The sequence below is a fragment of the Bradyrhizobium sp. 191 genome (assembly GCF_023100985.1).
Classification (GTDB): Bacteria; Pseudomonadota; Alphaproteobacteria; order Rhizobiales; family Xanthobacteraceae; genus Bradyrhizobium; species Bradyrhizobium diversitatis.
This window is the reverse complement of record NZ_CP064692.1, coordinates 5709893-5728989: the sequence shown is the minus strand read 5'-3', so window position 1 is coordinate 5728989 and position 19097 is coordinate 5709893. Positions and strand designations below refer to the sequence as shown.

The following is a 19097-nucleotide window of genomic DNA, read 5'->3' as shown; positions in this document are numbered from 1 at the left end:
CTCTCACTCAGACAGCAGCAGGCAGGCTTGGATTAAGGTCCTGCTTTTTCACTTTGCCCGTGGCCGTCAGCGGCAGGGCTTCGATGATGCGGATCTCCGGGATCTTGTAGACGGCCATGCGCTCGGCGCACCAGCTGCGCAGGTCTTCCGCAGAGACGGTGCCGGCCGCGTCCGGCTTGAGCTGGACAAAGGCAACCGGCACCTGCCCCTTGTCGGGATCGTCGCGCCCGACCACGCCCGAGCCCAGCACCTTCGGATGCTGCCCGAGCAGCGCCTCGATCTCCGGCGGAAAGACGCTCATGCCCTTGACCTTCAGCATTTCCTTGCGGCGGCCGAGGAAGTGCAGGAAACCATCCTTGTCGATGGTGCCGATGTCGCCGGTGCGCAGCCAACCATCGATCAGAGACTCCGCGGTCGCCTCCGGCTTGTTCCAGTAGCTCTTGAGCAGCGACGGCGTGCGTACGCGGATCTCACCTTCCGCACCCAGAGGCAACAGCGCACCGGTCTCGAAATCGGTGATCTCGAACTCGGCACCGGGGACCGGCAGCCCGACGAAGATCGGCTGGTTGTTGAGATCGAAATCATCGTCTTGGAAGCCGGCCGTGAAGGTGTTGGAGGTATGGGTCTCCGTCATGCCCCAAGCCGCCTCCATCAGGATCGTGCCGGTCAGATCCTTCCAGCGCTTGCGATAGTCGGCATTGAGCTTCTTGACGAAGGAGACCACGCGCACCTGCTTCAAGGACGACAGGTCGAACTCACTCCAGCGCGGATGATCCATCAACTCGACCGCGCCGTCGACCGGCATCGCGATAATCGAGACCTTGTATTTGTCGATCGCGGCCATCGCGCCGACGGCATCCCACCGGGCGAGCAGGACCAGCGTCGCGCCGGAGAACAGCGGAAAGATCAGGCCGAAATTCTCGCCCGCGATCCAGAATTCCGGAAAGAACGACAGGAACACGCTGCTCTCGTCCGACAGGACCGAGATGCCGTAATTGGCGGCGGCCGTGTAGACCATGTCGCGATGGGTGTGGACGCAGCCCTTGGGCATGCCGGTCGTGCCGCCCGTGTAGTTGAGAGCTGCGACATCATCGAGCCCGGGCGGCGGCAGCGGCACAGGTGTCTGCAGCGCAGCGAGCGCCGGCAACAGATCGGTCGCGCCCGGGACGGCGACGCGCGGCGCACGGATCGAGTCTGGCGCTGGAAATGCCGGCCGTGCAGGCACGACATCGGCGAAGCTGGTGACGATGATCTCGCGCAGCCGTACCTCGCCCCTGACCTGCCCGACGACCGGCATGAGCTGGTCCAGCGCGACGATCACCTCGGCCTGGGTATCGTTCAGCTCGTAGGACAGCTCGAACGCGCGCGAGAGCGGGCTGACGGGAACGTGGATCGCGCCGAGCTTCAGGATACCGAAAAACACGATGTGGAATTGCGGGCAGTTCGGCAGGAAGACGGCGACGCGGTCGCCCTTGCGCACACCCTTGGCCAGCAACAACGCCGCAAAGCGGTCGCTCTGCCGGTCGAGCTCCGCGTAGGTGGTGACGTGACCGTAGAAGATCACCGCTGGACGCTCCGGACTCCGCTTCGCCCAGGCGCGCAGATATTCCGTCAGGGGAACTTCACCGTGCAGATAGTTCGGCGAGCGCGGCATGCCCTTCGGCCAGGCCTTGTCCCACAACCCGTGCAAGGCGGCGAGGTAGTCCTTTTCGTCGAGGCCTGCACTCATGGCGTCTTTCCCGTGCTGCTTTTTCTTGTCGCGAGAGACGCAACGTGCCGTCACGCGACCGCGTTACACGTCGAGCACGGCAGAGTTCATGTCAAGGAAAACAGTTTTCCGCAGCACGGCCGATGCCGCGGCGCGGAAAAACCAGACGTTACGCCCCGACGAGGCGAATGATCCGCCGCACGGCGGACGGGATCGGCGCGATGACGGGCACGGTGAAGATCGGCTGAAGCGCGCCTGCCGCTTCACCCAGCGGACCGCCGCCGATGATCACCGCCTCCGCGCCGTCCTGCGCAATGCAAGCCTCGACTGCGCCGGCCAGAGCGATGCGCAACAGCGATGGATCACGCATCAACTCATGCGGATCGCCTTCGGCAAAGCGTGTGCCGGTGTAGTACGACCGTAATCCCAGCGCGTCCGGCAGTGCATCGATCTTCGCTTTCAGCAGCGGCGTCGTGGTCGCCACGCCGAAGCGTCGGCCGTTCTCCGCGGCCTCCAGCATCGAGGACTCGCCGATGCCGACGGCGGGCAATTTCGTCGTGACCTTGATCCCGGCGAGACCGGGATCGCCGAATGCCGCGACGATCATGCCGTCGCACTCGCCGCTGCGGGCGCGCGCGATCTCCTCGACCTCCGGCGCTGCTGCCTCCAGTTCATCCGCCGAGACGATCATCGTGGGCGCACGCGTTGCCGTGGCACCGGCAATGTCGAAGCCGTCCGCGGCTGCAGACCTGGCAATCGCCACCATCATCGCGGTGGTCGCCTCATTGCTGTTCGGATTGATCAGGAGGATGCGGCGGCCGGCCATGCTATCCGCCCGCCCGCGCCCGCGCGCCGATCTCCTGGAAGATCGCGGTGAGTTCGTCGACCTCGTCCTCGCCTTCCTTCGGCCGGATCCGCTGCTCCATCTCCTCGATGTGGTGACGCATGGCATGGACCGCGCCGGCCTTCTCGCGCGCGAGGATCAACGCGCCGATGTCGGGGTGAGCGTCGGGCGAGCAATCCGGCTCGCCCGGCTGCTCGAAGGTCGCGATCGCCAGCGATGTCCGCAGCATCAGCTCGCGCGACATTTCCAGCAACACGCGGTTGCCGGCGAGCTTGGCGACCAGGATGTGGAACTCGGCCGTCAGCGACAACGAGGCCCAGCGGTCATTGCGATCGTGACGCGCCTCCCGCTCCATATGCGCCTTCAGCTCCGCCTTGCCGGCTTTGTCCAGCCGGTCCACCGCGGCGCTGACAGCTGCGGTCTCGATGATCCGGCGCGCGGCAAAGATGTCCTGCGCCTCCGCCCAGCTCGGCCGGTACACGAAGGCGCCGCGGTTGGGGATCTGCATCACCACCTTGCGCGAGGCGAGATGGGACAACGCCTGGCGGATGTGAATCCGCGTTGTACCGAAGGCCGCGGCGAGCTTGTCCTCGCCGAGCTTGGCACCCGGCTTGAGCCGCTTCTGGCTGATCGCGGTCAGGATGCCCTGGACCACCGGATCGTCGTCGATGCTGCGCGGATCCGCGGCCTCCGGCTCCCTGAGCTTCGGCTCGGTGCGCTTCGGCCTGCGCTTGAGGGGACGGGTTCGCTTCATGCGTCGCTTTTACAGGATTCTGGAGTGCCGCCAGAGCCCATTTTTTATACAAACTGACGGCCATACTGTTTACAATATAGCCAATAAATTGGCGCCAATATTTGGCGCCGAAAAACTATCGCAACGCTGGCAAGGCCTTAGCGAACGAGGCGCGCTGGCACGGCGATTGCTAACTCCCCTCGCGCAGGACAACGCGAAGGATGGAGTTGGCGTTGAGCGATGTACGCGGACTCTCGCTGGATCTGAAGGGCATCGGCCACGCCTTCGGTGCGACCGTTGCGCTGGACGAGATCGATCTCACCGTTGCAGCCGGTGAGTTGATCGCCCTCCTCGGTCCGTCCGGCTGCGGCAAGACCACGATGCTCCAGATCATCGCGGGCTTCCTGCGTCCGTCCCGGGGCGAGGTGCGCTTCGACGGCGCGCGGGTCGAGCATATTCCGGCCAATCGACGCCGCATCGGGATGGTGTTTCAGAACTATGCGCTGTTTCCGCATCTGACCGTGTTCGAAAACGTCGCCTACGGCCTGCGGGCGCGCAAGACGGCGAAGGACGTGGTGGCGGCGAAGGTCGAACAGATGCTCGGCCTCGCCCAGATGGCGTCGTTCGCGCGAAGGCTGCCCGGAGAGCTCTCCGGCGGACAGCAGCAGCGCGTCGCGCTGGCGCGGGCGCTTGCGATCGATCCGGGCCTCGTCCTGCTCGACGAACCGTTCTCGGCCCTCGACAAGAATCTGCGCCTCGACATGCAGATCGAGATCAAGTGCCTGCTGAAGACTTTTGGCGTCACCTCCATCATCGTCACGCACGATCAGGAGGAGGCGCTGTCGATGGCCGACCGCATCGTCGTGCTGAACAAGGGGCGCATCGAGCAGATCGACAGCCCAGACGCGCTCTACGACCGCCCGGCGAGCCTGTTCATCTCGAGCTTCATCGGCCATACCAATCTCCTGCGCGGCACCGTCACCGACGCCGACCGCGTGCAGCTGGACGCCGGGCCCGAGATCGATCTCGGCCGTTCGGCTCAGCGCAGGCGCGGCACGCCGGTGACGATCTCGGTCCGGCCTGAAAACATCACGTTCGACGCCGAGCGGCCCGGCGCCATCCCCGTCACGATCCGCGCCACCGTGCCGCTCGGCGCCGTCAGCGTCACGGAGGGCGTCACCGCGAGCGGCGAAGCCGTGAAGGTCAGCCAGGCCCGCGCCGCCGGCCTCGCGAAAGCGCAGACCGGGGAGACGGCCTGGCTCGCGATCTCAGATGTCTCGCGCGTCAGCATCTTCAGCACGCCAGTCGACGACGTTTCCAAGCATCAGCAAAGGAGTGTTTGACATGAGCCTATCCCGGAGATCGCTGCTCACCACAGGTTCGGCCGCGCTTGCGGCAGCCAGTCTCGGATGGCCGACATCATCACGCGCTGCGCCCTCGATCGTGGCAACGACCTATCCCGGCAGTTTCGACGAAGCCTTCCGCGCGGTGGTCGGGCCGGCCTTCAAGAAGTCCAGCGACGGCGGTGTCACCTTTACGCCCCTGCTCGGCGTCGACCAGATCGGCAAGATCCAGGCATCGCGCAACACGCCCCCCTTCGACGTCGTGCTGTTCGACGAGGGGCCGCTGATCCCGGCGATCGCGAGCGGCGTGCTGGAGAAATTTCCGGTCGAGCAGTCGAAGTCATATGCCGACATCCCCAGCGCATTCCGCCATCCCGACGGCTACGCTCCTGTCATCACCGCGCAATTGATCGGCATCGCCTACAATCCGAAGAAGATCACGACGCCGCCGACCTCGTGGGAGGATCTGTGGAGACCGGAATACAAGGGCCGCGTCGGCATCACCGGTCTGGGGTCGAGCCTCGGCACCGCCTTCATGGTCGAGATCGCGAAGCTCAACGGCGGTTCCGAGACCAATATCGAGCCGGCCTTCGAGGCCATGAAGAAGCTGCTGCCCAACGTCGGTGCGATCGCGGCGTCGCCCGGCGCGCTGGCTGCGCTGTTCCAGCAGGGCGAGATCGATATCGCCTTCAATTTCTGGAACAACGTGGCGCTGCTCGCCGCCAAGGGCGTCGACATCGCCTTCGCCAAGCCGAAATCCGGAGCCGTCGTGATCCGCACCAGCGCCCAGATCGTCAAGAACAACCAGGATCCGAAGGCGGTGCTGGACTATCTCGACACGGTGATGTCGGCCGAAACCCAGAAAGGCCTCGAGGCGGCGCCCTGGATGATGATGCCGACCAACGGCAAGGTGGCGCTGACCGGCGCCAATCTCACCGTCGCCAAGAGCCTCGACGACCTCATTGCCAACAATGTGCTGCTCGACTGGACCAAGTTCCAGCCGCTGCGCGGCGAATGGATCACCCGCTTCAGCAAGGAGGTGAAGATCTAAATGACGCCGGCAAGCACGACTACATCACGACAAATGCTGCCGGTGATCCCACTAGCGGCGTTGTTCCTGGCCGCCTTCGTTCTGCCACTCATTGCGCTTGTCGCGATCAGTCTGTTCCGCACACCGCAATTCGCAGAACTGTCGCTGGCGCAATATCTGCGCTTCTTCTCGGACCCGTTCAGCATCAAGGTTCTGACGGACACGCTTTGGCTGGGGGCGGAGGTCGCACTGGCGACACTGATCCTCGCGTACCCTCTCGCACTTGTTTACGCCGCGAGCGGCCAGCTCATGCGTACCTTGATCACGTTCCTGATCATGCTGCCGCTCCTGACCAGCACGGTGGTGCGCACCTTCGCCTGGATCGTCCTCCTCGGCCGCGACGGCATCGTCAACACGGCGATGCTGTCGCTCGGGCTCTGGCAGGCCCCGGCTCGCTTGCTCTACACCTGGGAGGGCATGGTTCTGGCGCTGACCCAGATCCAGCTCCCTCTGATGGCGTTGCCTGTGATCAACAGCCTGCTGCGGCTCGACGGCAATCTGACGCGTGCGGCTGAAGGTTTGGGCGCAAGCCGCGCCCGCAGCTTCATCACCATCATCCTGCCGCTGACGCTGCCGGGCGCCATCGCCGGCTGGCTGCTCGTCTTCGCTGCCGCTGCGACCGCCTTCATCACCCAGACGCTGGTCGGCGGCGGGCGCATTATCCTGATGCCATCCTATATTTACCAACAGGCGGTCGGCGTGCAGGACTGGCCGTTCTCGGCGGCACTGTCGCTGATTTTCACGCTGGCCGTGACCGGCATCGTCTTTGCCGTCGGCGCGCTGTCGCGCCGCTATGTGCGAGGCGTCGATGCAGCTTAGCCTCATTGATCGCGTCTATTCCGGCATCATTGGTGCCATCACCGGCTTCGGGATGCTGCTGCTGCTGGCACCGACGCTGGTCGTGCTGATCATTTCCTTCACCGGCGGCATCACGCTGAAATTCCCGCCGCCGAGCTGGTCACTGCGCTGGTATGCCGAGCTGATGCAATCGCAGGAAATCGTCGAGCCCGCGTTGACGAGTCTCAAGGTCGCAGCGGCGGCGACAGTCCTCTCCGCAGTGCTGGGCGGCGCGGCGGCACTCGGACTGGCACGAAGCCGGTTGAAGATCGCGCGCGTCCTTGACGCCTTGTTCATGTCACCGATGGTGCTGCCGGCGATGGCCCTCGGCCTGTCGCTGCTGCTGGTCTTCAACCTGCTCGGCATCCGCCTGTCGGCGGCGACGCTGGTGCTCGGCCACACGATCATCTGCGTGCCTTTCGTCATCCGGATGGTCGGCGCCTCGATGCAGCAGCTCAATCCGGTGCTGATCACCTGCTCGCTCAGCCTGGGTGCCAGCCGCTGGTACACCTTCCGGCGCGTCACGCTGCCGCTGATCCGTCGCGGCATCGTCGCGAGCTGCTTCGTCGCGTTCCTCACCTCCTTCGACAATGTTCCGGTGTCGCTGTTCCTCGCCGATGCCCGCACCGAAGTCCTTCCGATCAAGCTGTGGGCGATCCTCGAAGGCAGCCTGGACGTGCGCGTCGCCGCCGTCTCCGGGGTGATCGTGCTGCTGACCCTTGCCGGCCTCGTCTGCGCCGAGATCTTCGGCGGCGTCAGCCGCCAGATCGGGAGCCGCTGATCATGCCGATCGAACGCGATCTTCGCGGGTATGGAAGGGCCCGTCCCGATATCGTCTGGCCGAACGGCGCCCGCGTCGCGGTGTCGCTGGTGGTGAATTTCGAGGAGGGCGCCGAGCTCGCTGTCGAGCAAGGCGATGCGGAGACGGAGCACTATGGCGAGGTCGCCTCGACATCGCCGCCGGGCGTGCGCGATCTCGTGCAGGAACAGGTGTTCGACTATGGCATGCGCGCCGGCCTGTGGCGATTCCTCGACGCCTTTACCGAGGCCGGAATCCGTTCCACCTTCATGATGTGCGGCCGCGCCGTCGAGCGTGTGCCGGACCTTGCCCGCGCCGTGGTCGAGGCCGGCCACGAACCGGCGGTGCATGGCTGGCGCTGGCTGCCGCACGCGCTTTATCGGCATGCCGAGACGGAACGCCGTGACATTGAGAAGACGCGCGACGTCATCGCCCGCGCGACCGGTCTCACGCCGGTCGGCTTCATGTCGCGCGGCGGCCAGAGCGCATGGACGCGCGATATCCTGATCGGGCTCGGCTTCGCATACGATTCCAACGCACTCGACGACGATTTGCCCTATTGGAGCCCGTCGCCACAGGGAGCGATGCTGATCCTGCCCTATGGCTTCGACACCAACGACATGAAGTTCTTCCATCCGAACGGCTTTGTGCAGCCGGAGGATTTTTCAAACTATGTCAGCGCCGCACTCGCCACATTGGTCGAGGAGGCGGAGCGTGGCCGCTCCGCGATGCTGTCGATCGGATTTCATCTGCGCATTTGCGGTCGGCCCGCGCGCTTCCGCGCGGTGAAGGCCATTCTGGCCGAGCTGGCGCGGCTGGAGGGCCGGGTCTGGGTCGCAACACGCGCCGACATCGCGGCGCATTTTCGCAAAGTCGCGCGCTAGGCCGCCCGCACGCCCGCAGCGAGGGTGCTGACCTCGTCCTGCAGCGATCGCTCCTTCCGAGATACGAGTGCTTCCAATCTAGAACACCTCGACATCGCCTCTCCGAGCGTTGACTTGGAAGGGTCTCTGGCGGAACCATCGGCGCAGATCATCCGCGCCAGCTCTGCCGCGCGCGCAGTCAAAGGCCAGAGGCTCAATGCATCAATCGACACATACCAGGCCGCTCGATCTTCCTGCGCTGAGCGCAGCGGAGCGGCTCTTCATCTGGGGTTTCAGGGCGAAGGCACGCCGCGGAGGTGCCGTTCCGACCGCGGCCGACATCAAGGAGGTGTACGACCATTTCCGCGTGGGCGACGCCGTGCCCTCGCTGGAGTCCATCATCGAGATCTTCGCCTGCACGGCCCACACGGCCATCGAAGTGCATTGCCCGACGTGTCCGCGCATGTCGGACAGCGAGCACGGACTTCTGCGTGCCATCGCCGCTGCGCAGCAGGAACGTATCGAGGTCGCCCGCGAGCAGTTCGAGTGCTGGCTGCCGCCCGTCGGCGCCGATTGGGCGCTTGCGCCGGTTCAGGGGCTTGCAACGATCTTCCGCATGGCCGGTCTCATCCTGCCCGACCGGCAGGTGCGGTCTTTCGACCAAGACCGGATGATGGCGATGAAGACCTGGCTGGTCGGTAGCCCGACGCTGCACTGACGGGAACATTCATGATGCAGGATGCGTGCGAGTCCCTTGCAGTACCGGACGCCGGCCGGTCGCAGCTCTGTCCGCTTCAGGCTGCGCTTGCGGCGCCACGAAGCGTCGAAGGCTACGATGACTTCTGCCGTATCGCGCTGTCGCTGTGCCGGTTCATCGGAGCGGCCTACACCACCGGCGCTTCCGATTGCTGGGAAGCAGCCTATCGCTTCGCGGACGAGACCCCCGGCGTTGCCGACAGCCCGCTGCTGGTCGCACGGGCTGCCGCACTCGTCAGGATCCTCCGCAGCGGCCGGCCGTGCGAGCTGTGCTTCATGCCGCCGTCCTGCCGGCGCCTGTCGAAGGACGAAACCGAGTTGATGCGGCTGCTGGCGGCGGCCCGCCGCAAGCAGCCGGGCGAACTCGAATCCGTCGTCTGCCAGTTCGTCGGCAATGAGAACGAGATTGCGACCACGCGGGCGGTCAACGCGCTGGCGTTCTGCTGACGTTTGGACGGGTTCCAGTCGCATCTGGAGCGGCCTTGCGCTATCATGTCGCGATGGAGGCGCAGTGCTCGATGCCCTCCATGAAACCTCCAGACGATCCCAGCGCAACCACCGCTGGGATCGTCGTTCTGGATGGCACCGCACGATCGGGGCGGTCCCCTCTTGAGAATTGACCGCCGGAAAGGTCTGATGGGGTGGTGCGGGAGAGGACTCCCGCCAATGCAACCCAGGACCTGAGCGGCATGACTATGTCGGTCGAGCAATTGTGGAGCCTGCCGGAGACCGCGCTGATCGGCGCCTATGCCGAGGCGCGGCGCCGCTACGCCGAGAAGAAGTTCGAGCGCGACACCCAGCGGGCGCGGCTGGAATGGATGCGTGCCAATGTTCGTCAACACGCAGGGAAACGTGACCGAGCGCAAGATGGCGGTCGACGTGTCGGAAGAACTGGCGCGCAAGGGGCAGGAGGTACGCGAGATGACGCGCGATCTCGACATGCTGAAGATCGACGTCGACGTGATCGACACCATGATCCGGCTGCGCGGCGCGCACGGTGCTCCGCCGGTCCACGAAGAGGCCGCCGAGAAGCCGGTCGAGCCGGAGGGGGAGTGACATGGCCGCATTCCGCGGGAGCCGGTATGCGCATGGGGATGCGCTGCCGGTCGAGGATTGAGGCGGCGCCCGATTTGAGCTGATGCGCGTGCGATCGGTGCGGATCGCGCTACCCGCCCGCAACGCACGCCTCCATGATGCCGTCGAGCTCCCCCTTCGAGAGCACCCCAAGCTCGGCGATGAAGACGATCCGCGTCCGTGCCGCGCCCGCTGCCGGCGCATCGCCCGGTGCGAGCGTGGCGCGACCGCCGGCGAACTGGAAGACCATCGGGCGTCCGGGCTGCTCGATCGTCTCGAACAAGCCTTTTGCGCGCGCGAGCTTCGGCGCCAAGCGGTTGATGGCCTGCTGCAGGCGGGGCAGCGAGATCGGCTTGTCCGAGGTCCAGCTCAACGTCTCGAAGCGCTCCTCTGCCGGTCGCCGCGAGCCCACGTCACGCGGCGCGGCCGGGCGATCGATTTCCGCGGGAAACAGCAGCGTGGCAGGAATCTCGCCATGCTGCGCATCGACTACGACGGCGGGAACACGCAGCGCGCGGATCGCCGCGCGCATGCGTGTTCCCGCGCCCGCGTCGGCCAGATCCAGCTTGCTGAGCGCCACGATATCGGCGACGCGCAGCTGTGATCGATGCAGCGCATCTTCAAGTGCGGCGGGCGGCGCCGTCGCGTCCATCACGCAGAGCACCGTCTCCAGCCGCGCCTCGCGCAGGATCACCGGATCCATCAGATTGCGGACGATGTCGGCGGGATCGGCGACGCCGCTGGTCTCGATGACGATATACTCAGGTTTGGGATCACGCCGCAGCAGCGTCGAGAGCGTGCGCAACAGATCGCCTTCGAGCGAGCAACAGATGCAGCCATTGGCAAGGCTGACCACGCCGTCGCTAGCGCCCGCGATCAGCTCAGCATCGATGTTGATCGCGCCGAAATCGTTGACCACGGCGGCGATGCGCCGCCCCTCCGCATGCGCCAGCAGATGGTTGACGACCGTGGTCTTACCCGCCCCCAAAAAGCCCGTCACCAGGAGAATGGGGACCGGCATGGGTCAGCCCTCGACGACGGGGCGGCGCACCGGCTTACCGGGCCGCGCCGCCACGTCCAGCACGCCGTCGGAGATCAGCGGTTGGCCGCTAACGACCAAGTGCCGCACGCCCTCCGAGGGACGGTTCATCGCAGTGAAGGTCGCCCGATCCGAGAGCTTCTCATAGTCGAACACGACGATGTCGGCATCCGCATCTTTCGCGAGCCGGCCCTTGGCGCGCATCGCGGGCGTGCTCCGCGACAGGATCTCCGCCGGGATCAGCGCGCATTTGCGCACGCCTTCCAGCAGCGACACGGTCTTGCGCTCGCGCACCCATTCGCGGATGAATTTCGTGAAGCAGCCGGCCGAGCGCGGATGCGAGGTGGCATCATCCGGCAGCGGCCAGGCTTCGCCGGTATAGGTGCTGCCGTCGGACAGTGTCCACGGCATCGCGTCGGAGGCGATGGCGCCGCCGGGATACAGCACCGACATGTCGAGCAGGTCGCGGTGATGCGCATTGTTCTCGGTGTCGAGGATGTGCCAGAGCACCAGCGACGACGGCTCCTCGGCCTGCGCCTTGAGCAGCTCCTCGCGGTCGTGGAAGCGATAGCCGTCGGTGACGCGCTGCACGGAATCATAACCGGTGCCGTTGCGCTCGACAAACTCGGGATCGCTGAAGAAGGCGGCGGCCAGCACGGTGGAGCCGGTGCCGTAGGGATAGGCCTCGACCGTGATCGGCAGACCCTGCGCCTGCGCCTTCTCGATCAGCACGCGGCAGCGCTCGACATCGGTCTTGCTCGACGAGTTGAAATGGCAGATGTGCATGTGCGCACCGGTGGCGCCGGCATAGCCGATCAGGCGGATATAGGCTTCCGCCGCGCTCTCGGGGTCGATACGCGACATGAAGGCGACGTGGGTGAAGGTCGGCACGTCCTTGGCCGCAGCCAGCTGGCAGACCGCCGTCAGCTCCTGAACGCCAGCGCCCGGCGCATAGGCGTTCAGGATGCCGATACCGATGCCGCCCTCGTTCAGGCCGCGGGTGAGGCGATCGAGAATGCCTGATACCTCCGCATCGGTCGCGACGTTGTCCATCCAGCGCCGATCGCGCATGGCATTGCCGAACGCTTCCAGCGAGCTCTCCGCGTTGGATCCCGTCATCGCGCCGATGCGGGCGAAGGCCCAGTTGGTGGCCGCGCCATAGTTCAGCACGCGGCCTTTTTGCGCCTGGCGCTCGTACCAGGATGCGACCGGCAGCACGCCGGCCTCGAGATCCAGCGTCGTCGTGATGCCGTCGAACGCCTGCATCCGGTCGGCCGGGATTGACTGGCCATGCGCGTGCAGGTCGATGAAACCTGGCGCCACCACAAGCCCGGTCGCGTCGATCACCCGCTCGGCGCCGCCGAGACCCGTGCCGACAGCGGCGATCTTGCCATCCACCACCGCCACATCACCAACGGCATCCATCCCGCTCGCGGGATCCACCACCCGGCCGCCGCTGATCACCAAACCGCTCATATCACCACTCCGAAAAGCTATTGCCAGAACCTCCAAAGGCCCGGCGGCCGCTTCGGAGGCGAAAGACCGGCCGCGTCGCGCACCGTGCCGGCGCGCATAGATGCAGATTTTTGCGGAGACGACCACCGCCGCGGATGCCGATCCTGCATGCTTTCATGTGAGGCCGATCAATGTCGAGAATTATTGGGACCGGAGCGCGACAACGCCGTTGCGTCAATTCGTCGGTCCAATCGACACGCGCTCGCGTCCTCGCGGCATGATCTGCCCGAGTTGTGCTTCGCTTCGCTCCCTTTCAAGGAAAGGGCGCAGGGAAGGCCGGGCGCCGGCTGGCACCCATAAGACCCCTGCGCTGAACGAATGCACACGCAATTGCACAGGGGAGACACAGGGCAGCCGAAACCCGGCCTTCCCTGCGCGATGGTCTGACGGCCTATGCCGCGCTCTCCCCGGAGCCGAATTCCTTCTGGCCTCCGTCACCTCCGCGAAATTCACGCGACCCACGCCGGTTGACGCGAGTGACGCCTTCGCCGAGGCTTGACCGTAGCAACGACGGCCAGGACCACACGGTTTCGCCGTACGCAGGCGATCCTGCGTCGCCAAGAGGCTTCGCAAGACATTGAGCGCCGTTCGTCTTCGCAGGAAGCGACATGCTCACGAGGTTCATCTCGCCCTGCACGCGCAATCTCCGCCTTAACGCCGCCCGCGTCCACCGCAACTCCCAGCCCGCGCTCGAAACGACGTACGACCGCCCCTTAGGTGGGCTGGGATGCCCGACACATACGTCAAATCCGAATTTCGGTAAAGCGAAATATTTTTACAGGAAGGGGTTGACAGCGGATTGGGGTGTTTCGCTGAAATGGGCAATGAACCTGTTTGCGTGGAGGTGTTCATCATGTCGCGAGCAGAACGCAAGGAGCATCCGCTTTCGATGCGGATGCCGGAAACCGACATTGCCATCATCGACCGGGCCGCGGCGCTGCGCGGGCGCTCGCGTACGGACTTCGTGCGGGACGCAGCCGTGCGCGCCGCCGAGGACGTGCTGATGGAGACGGCTCCCATTCGCATGAGTCCGGCCGGCTTCAAGACGTTCATGGCGACACTATCAGGACCGGCCGCCCCGGTGCCGGAAATGGTCGCGCTCTTCAAGCGCGCTGCGCCATGGGAGAGCAATGCATCTCTGGGTGAGGTTGACGCCGGTCCGCCTGCAGGAGCTGCGTCCAAACGAAAGACCCGTGCAGGCAAGAGGCGCTGAAGCTTGGCGATTTCAGCCCCAGAACCCGCTGACGCCGGTTCACGATCTCGACGAGTTCTCCTGCGGCAAGCCATCGCTCGACCGCTGGCTGAAAACGCGGGCGCTGTCCAAGCAGGAGAAGGGTTTTACCGCCGTCATGGTGGTGCACGAGATGAACCGTGTCGTCGGCTATTACGGTCTTGCGCCGACGGCGATCATCCCCTCCTCCCTGCCGCGTTCCATCCAGACCGGCCAGCCGCCTGATCCTGTGCCCTGTCTGCTGCTGGGGCAGCTTGCGACCGACCAGAGTTGGATTGGCAAAGGTATCGGCACTGGCTTGGTCAAGCATGCGCTCCAGCGCTGCGTCACGGCAGCGGGCCTGATTGGAGGCCGCGCGCTGATCGTCAATGCGGTCGATGCCGAGGCTGCTGCCTTCTGGACGCGGCGAGGGTTCATTGCCTCGAAGGATGATCCTCTTGTACTCTTCAGGTCGATCGCAGACATTGCGGCGTCGTTTCGCTAGCGGGGTATCCAATGCCCGTAAAATTCGGAGACATTCTCCAGGCTTTCGAGTTCGCCGACGTCAGCGGCGGCATGGGGGAGTGCCACACCTTCGTCTGCAGGCAGAAAGATCTACTACTAGTTCGACGATGACACCCTGCAGGAGCTCGAGGACGACCAACTGCCTGACGATATCGACGACGAGACCAAATACCTGCGGATCCCGAATACACGAGACCTCGACCTCGGCAAGCCTCTTGTGATCGCCTTTGTCCGCGAGTTCCTGCCTGATGATTTGGACGAGGTTCGCTATTTCTTCAGCAAGCGAGGCGCCTATCAGAAGTTCAAGGCCCTGCTCTCCCGACGGGGAGCGATCGATGCTTGGCATGACTACCGGAACCAGGCGACAGAGCGGGCATCGCGCGATTGGTGCGAGGTCCATACCATCGAGATCGTCGACTGACCTTGGCATTCACTGAATGCCACGAGGTCCGCGACGCGGCTCCGCCGCTATCTCGCCCCCATTGTCATTCAGAGAGCAGATGGGGCGGCGCCGTCGGGGGCAAAGTTCCCATGGGTTCCTTGTGATACGTCGTCGTCCTCTACAAACAAATCATTCCATTTCGCGCCGCGCTTTCCTCGGCGGATTCATGTCGGCAGGCAGTGCCCTCGCGCTCGGGGGATGCGCCGGCCTGGGCGCGACCGGCGCGCGCTTCGATGCCTCGTCGCTCTCGGTCGACTCCACATTGCTTGTCGCCACCACGCGCAAGCCCGTGAATGGGGTTCGCGCCAAGCCGTGGTTCGGTCCGGAGCGCGCGACGAGCATGACGGTCGCGCGGGCCAAGCTGGTGGCGCCCGACGAGAGCCGCCTGTCGCTCGCCTCGGTCGGGCTTGGCGGTTGGCGCCTTGATCGGATCGAACCGGTGCCGGCCGACGCCGGCGACCTCGCCGCGCAGGCCGGCGGAGGCGACGTGCTGATCTATGTGCACGGCTTCAAGCAGACGTTCGAGACGGCGGTGCTGGATGGCGCCTATCTCTCCGATGCGATCAAGTTCCGCGGCCGCACCATGGTATTCGCCTGGCCCTCCAAGGCCGGGCTGTTCGACTACGCCTATGACCGCGACAGCGCGATGTGGTCGCGCGACGATTTCGAGCGCGTGCTCTCTGCGCTGGTGTCGGCGCCGGGGACGGGCCGCGTGCACATCGTTGCGCACAGCATGGGAACCATGCTGACGCTCGAAAGCCTGCGCCAGCTCCATGCGCGATACGGCGAGACGGTCACGAGCAAAATCGGCGCGGTGGTGTTTGCCGCGCCCGACATCGACATGGACGTGTTCTCGTCGGCGATCCAGCGCATCGGCCCGCTGGCCGGCAAGATCACCGTCATTGCCTCGACGAACGATCGCGCGCTGGCGCTGTCCGGACAGATCGCAGGTGGAATGACCAGGGTCGGCGCCGCCGAGAAAGCCGCCATCGCGCGGCTCGGCGTGCGCGTGATCGATGCGTCAGCGGAAGGCTGGGGCATCGTCAACCACGATCTGTTCCTGTCGAATGGGGAGGTGCAGCAGGTGATCCGCCGCTCGATCGACGGCACGACGGCGTGAGTAGCGCACGATACTGATCTTCGCCATCACGGCGTTCGTGTCGTTCGGTCCCCAGAAGTACGAAATTGTGCACACACATCTTTTCGGACCGAGAGAAAGACTTCCTTGGTCTCTCCGCCTACGGACCTGAGATATCGCTCGGGCGTCAAACGGTCGCTATCCGCGACGAGACGCGAAATGGCCATGCGGCTCGTGCCCTGCGTCAAATCAACGAGCGCGGCCGATGACGACGTATTTCGCAGTACGAGAACGAGCAGGCAGGTGATCCGAAATGCGGCCCTGCGAAGAAGCCGTCCCCTCGTGGCGTCGCCATCATCGTTCCCGACCGTTGAGCCTCTCGGGATTGCCCGAACTGCTCCGTGAGAAACGGCGTCCATCGCGCACATGCAGCGCTCCTGCTCGGTTGAACATGCGCACGATGGAATCCGGTTGTCGCAGAACTTTGCCGACGGCTACCGGGAATTGTCGCGATCTGTCTCAGGCATGTTGCATTGCATAGTTCGCGACAATTTGGCCCTCTTGACCTCCCGGCTCCCCTCATCTGTCCTTCGTCGATCACGTTGCTTTCAGTGCGGCTTTTCGAGATCGCATCGGAACCTGATGGACATGCGAGCTTGCGACAATTTGCGACAGAAACGGGCTGCCGGGACAAAGTTTTGCGACAGCTTGTGGCCAAGATGCTTCGGCCAACGCTTGGAAATCGTTGCAGATGAGGGCAGTTCCCCGGAACAAGCCGGCCCCTCGCGATCGCGATTTGACGCCACGTTCCTTTCAGGGATGCCATCCCGCAAGGATGTGATTTCAGCCGATCGTACCCGGCCGGTACATTCTTTTGTGCTCTTCCGATGGGCTGGCTACTGGAATTCATTTTGATGCGGAACGGAGCAATCGGATGGACTCGGCACCGCACATCGCCGTCGTGGACGACCACCGTGACATCCGCGATCTGGTCGGCAAATACTTGATGCAGCATGGCTACCGGATCAGCCTCGCGGAGAGCGCTATCGCACTGCGCCGCTTGCTCGAACGAAGTGCTCCGGACCTGATCGTTCTCGACATCATGATGCCGGGCGAGGACGGATTGTCCCTCTGTCGCCATCTGCGCAGCACCACCGAGCTTCCCGTTATCCTGTTGACCGCCATGGCGGAGGAGACCGACCGCATCGTCGGCCTGGAAGTGGGCGCCGACGACTATCTGTCCAAGCCATTCAATCCCCGCGAGCTGCTCGCCCGCATCAAGGCGGTGCTTCGGCGAGTGCAAAGCCTGCCGCCGCAAAGAGGCCGTCTAGCGAGCAAGATCGTACGCTTCGACCGGTGGACCTTCGACGTCAACCGGCGCGAATTGCTGGGAAACGACGGTGTTGCCGTGCCGCTCAGCACGGCCGAGTTTCGTCTCCTGTGCGCATTTCTCGATCATCCGGGCCTGGTGCTCAGCCGCAACCAGCTCCTCGACCTGACAGTCGGCCGAGATGCTGATCCGTTCGACCGGAGCATCGACAATCAGGTCAGCCGCTTGCGGAAGAAGATCGAGGCCGACCCGAAAGTACCAGCCTTGATCAAGACTCACTGGGGTGGCGGATACAGCCTCGTCGCGGAGATCGGGCAACCATGACGAGCTTGTGGACGCGCAGCCTTGCGGCCCGTTTCATCTGCTTCACGCTGCTGTCTCTCGTGCTGTCGCAGGCAATCGTATTCTTCATTTCCTGGGACGAGCACGGACAATCGATCCGGAAGGCCGCCAAGGGCGAGATACTCAGCAGGTGTGCCTCGCTGGCCCGGGTCCTGGAAGCGACGCCTCAATCGCTGCAGACCGACATCCTCAATGCCAGCAACACGAGCTCGGCGAGATATTGGATATCGACCAACGGCCTGAAGGATGCTTCGGAGTGGCGAGAGGAGGCATGGGAGCGCCTGGCGCAGCCATTGCCGCGCGTCTCCTTTCCCGGTCACAACGTGCCCGCCGAGGTGAGACCGGACTTCACCCGAAACACAGCCGAGAGCAGCGGCGCCACTTCCTCCCAGTGGGTCGACCTGAGACCGGAAGCCTGGCCGCTCTCGCGGCCGGCGAAATTCCTTTATCTCGATGACACCACCGGCATGGGGCTGGCCGTTCAGTTGGCGAATGGGACATGGCTGAACACTGCCTTTGCCAAGCCCGCACAAGACGGCTTCTGGACCTCCAAATCCACCCTGGCGCTCGGCCTTTCGGCGTTGTCGTTGTCCATTATCGCTGTGTTTGCCGCACGCGGCATTGCACAACCCTTGCGCCGCCTCGCCGTAGCGGCCGAGGCGCTCGGCCGTGGCCAAGAGGTCGTGCCGCTGCCGGAAACCGGCCCCGACGACATCCGACGCACCGCCGAGGCATTCAATCGCATGCAGGCGCGCCTGCATCGTTTCGTCGACGACCGCACCAAAATGCTGGCCGCCATCGGTCATGACCTGCGCACACCTCTGACCTCGCTCCGTTTGCGTGCGGAATTCGTCCGCGACGAGGAGGTCCGCGAGAAGATGCTGTCCACCATCGCCGAAATACAGACGATGACAGAGGCGACCCTCGCATTCGCCCGCGAAGACGCAACCGCGGAGAATACGCGAACCCTGGATCTCTCGGCTCTCGTGGAAAGTCTCTGCGACGATCTCGCAGAACTCGGTCATGACGTTTCCTTCTCGAACGGACAGAAGTTCGGCTACAGCTGCCGGCCAGACGCACTCCGCCGCGCGTGCCGTAACCTCATTGAGAATGCCATCCGTTATGGCGAGCGGGCGCGCGTTACCATGGAGCGAGGCGCAGACAATATCGAAATCATCGTCTCGGATGATGGACCCGGCATTCCCGACAGCGCCCGCGAGCAGGTTTTTGCACCGTTCTTCCGGATCGAGAATTCGCGAAATCGCGAAACAGGAGGCGTGGGCCTCGGTCTTTCCATTGCCCGGACCATTGTCCGCCACCACGGCGGAGACATCGTCCTGACCAACGGGCCGAAGGGACTGCACGCGGTCATCAGCCTGCCGGCGCAGGAGGGCGCGCCGCCTCTCGACAGCCGCCCGATCACGGCCGCTGCAGCGAAGGACGTCATCAACGATCTCGAACCGGCATCGCGCGGCATGTCTGTTTGAAACCCGGCCCGCGCCGCTCTCGCCACCGGTAACGCGCCATGCTTTTGCCGGAGCGCGCGACATCGGAGAACTCACCCTCGAA

General features: G+C 64.6%; 19 protein-coding genes. 14 read left to right on the top strand and 5 right to left on the bottom strand.

Going from position 1 to position 19097, the window contains the following annotated elements; all coding sequences use genetic code 11:
* Positions 1 to 7: 7 nt before the first annotated feature.
* The 3 genes from IVB23_RS26745 to IVB23_RS26735 all read right to left on the bottom strand — a co-directional run bounded on the left by IVB23_RS26745 (position 8) and on the right by IVB23_RS26735 (position 3306).
* Positions 8 to 1729 carry an AMP-binding protein gene (locus tag IVB23_RS26745; protein ID WP_247800591.1) on the bottom strand — a complete coding sequence of 574 codons (1722 nt, stop codon included), beginning with the start codon at positions 1727 to 1729 and terminating at the stop codon, positions 8 to 10.
* 148 nt (positions 1730 to 1877) lie between these two features.
* Entirely contained in the window at positions 1878 to 2534 is a 657-nt protein-coding gene (locus IVB23_RS26740; RefSeq protein WP_247800590.1) for an aspartate/glutamate racemase family protein, read from the bottom strand.
* Between the two features lies 1 nt (position 2535).
* On the bottom strand, positions 2536 to 3306 hold the full coding sequence (locus IVB23_RS26735) for a GntR family transcriptional regulator (protein ID WP_247800589.1): 771 nt from the start codon (positions 3304 to 3306) through the stop codon (positions 2536 to 2538).
* Between the two features lie 212 nt (positions 3307 to 3518).
* Between IVB23_RS26735 and IVB23_RS26730 the strand changes: the two genes are divergently transcribed.
* The 8 genes from IVB23_RS26730 to IVB23_RS26695 all read left to right on the top strand — a co-directional run bounded on the left by IVB23_RS26730 (position 3519) and on the right by IVB23_RS26695 (position 10029).
* Entirely contained in the window at positions 3519 to 4628 is a 1110-nt protein-coding gene (locus tag IVB23_RS26730; RefSeq protein ID WP_247800588.1) for an ABC transporter ATP-binding protein, read from the top strand.
* 1 nt (position 4629) lies between these two features.
* The gene (locus tag IVB23_RS26725) at positions 4630 to 5679 is read left to right on the top strand and encodes an ABC transporter substrate-binding protein (RefSeq protein WP_247800587.1); all 1050 of its coding nucleotides are present in this window, start codon (positions 4630 to 4632) and stop codon (positions 5677 to 5679) included.
* A complete protein-coding gene (locus tag IVB23_RS26720; RefSeq protein WP_247800586.1) occupies positions 5680 to 6537 on the top strand; it encodes an ABC transporter permease in 858 nt (285 codons plus the stop codon).
* Positions 6527 to 7336: an ABC transporter permease gene (locus IVB23_RS26715; RefSeq protein WP_247800585.1), complete on the top strand. Its 810-nt coding sequence runs from the start codon at positions 6527 to 6529 to the stop codon at positions 7334 to 7336. Before IVB23_RS26720 ends, IVB23_RS26715 begins: the two co-directional genes overlap by 11 nt.
* 2 nt (positions 7337 to 7338) lie before the next feature.
* The gene (locus IVB23_RS26710) at positions 7339 to 8238 is read left to right on the top strand and encodes a polysaccharide deacetylase family protein (RefSeq protein ID WP_082822091.1); all 900 of its coding nucleotides are present in this window, start codon (positions 7339 to 7341) and stop codon (positions 8236 to 8238) included.
* Positions 8239 to 8434: 196 nt separating this feature from the next.
* A complete protein-coding gene (locus IVB23_RS26705) occupies positions 8435 to 8935 on the top strand; it encodes a hypothetical protein (RefSeq protein ID WP_197967153.1) in 501 nt (166 codons plus the stop codon).
* Between the two features lie 11 nt (positions 8936 to 8946).
* Complete coding sequence (locus IVB23_RS26700; protein ID WP_061880639.1) at positions 8947 to 9420, top strand: hypothetical protein; 474 nt, start codon at positions 8947 to 8949, stop codon at positions 9418 to 9420.
* 381 nt (positions 9421 to 9801) lie between these two features.
* On the top strand, positions 9802 to 10029 hold the full coding sequence (locus IVB23_RS26695) for a hypothetical protein (RefSeq protein ID WP_061880638.1): 228 nt from the start codon (positions 9802 to 9804) through the stop codon (positions 10027 to 10029).
* Between the two features lie 109 nt (positions 10030 to 10138).
* On the opposite strand, the gene IVB23_RS26690 is transcribed toward IVB23_RS26695, so the two are convergent.
* Together IVB23_RS26690 and IVB23_RS26685 are read right to left on the bottom strand one after the other, a co-directional pair.
* The gene (locus IVB23_RS26690) at positions 10139 to 11068 is read right to left on the bottom strand and encodes a GTP-binding protein (protein WP_247800584.1); all 930 of its coding nucleotides are present in this window, start codon (positions 11066 to 11068) and stop codon (positions 10139 to 10141) included.
* Positions 11069 to 11071: 3 nt separating this feature from the next.
* Positions 11072 to 12562, bottom strand: a complete 1491-nt coding sequence (locus IVB23_RS26685) for an amidohydrolase family protein (RefSeq protein ID WP_247800583.1) — start codon at positions 12560 to 12562, stop codon at positions 11072 to 11074.
* An 889-nt stretch (positions 12563 to 13451) separates the two neighbouring features.
* On the opposite strand from IVB23_RS26685, the gene IVB23_RS26680 reads away from it, so the two are divergent.
* From IVB23_RS26680 to IVB23_RS26655, 6 genes are all read left to right on the top strand, one after another.
* The gene (locus IVB23_RS26680; protein WP_247804967.1) at positions 13452 to 13814 is read left to right on the top strand and encodes a DUF1778 domain-containing protein; all 363 of its coding nucleotides are present in this window, start codon (positions 13452 to 13454) and stop codon (positions 13812 to 13814) included.
* Positions 13795 to 14316, top strand: a complete 522-nt coding sequence (locus tag IVB23_RS26675; protein ID WP_247800582.1) for a GNAT family N-acetyltransferase — start codon at positions 13795 to 13797, stop codon at positions 14314 to 14316. The genes IVB23_RS26680 and IVB23_RS26675 overlap by 20 nt, the downstream gene beginning before the upstream one ends.
* Before the next feature lie 237 nt (positions 14317 to 14553).
* A complete protein-coding gene (locus IVB23_RS26670) occupies positions 14554 to 14757 on the top strand; it encodes a hypothetical protein (RefSeq protein WP_247800581.1) in 204 nt (67 codons plus the stop codon).
* Positions 14758 to 14944: 187 nt separating this feature from the next.
* On the top strand, positions 14945 to 15898 hold the full coding sequence (locus tag IVB23_RS26665) for an alpha/beta fold hydrolase (RefSeq protein WP_247800580.1): 954 nt from the start codon (positions 14945 to 14947) through the stop codon (positions 15896 to 15898).
* Between the two features lie 892 nt (positions 15899 to 16790).
* Positions 16791 to 17510 (top strand): response regulator, encoded by a 720-nt coding sequence (locus IVB23_RS26660; protein ID WP_131869289.1) that lies wholly within the window; start codon positions 16791 to 16793, stop codon positions 17508 to 17510.
* Entirely contained in the window at positions 17507 to 19015 is a 1509-nt protein-coding gene (locus tag IVB23_RS26655) for a HAMP domain-containing sensor histidine kinase (RefSeq protein WP_247800579.1), read from the top strand. The genes IVB23_RS26660 and IVB23_RS26655 overlap by 4 nt, the downstream gene beginning before the upstream one ends.
* The last annotated feature ends 82 nt before the right edge of the window (positions 19016 to 19097 follow it).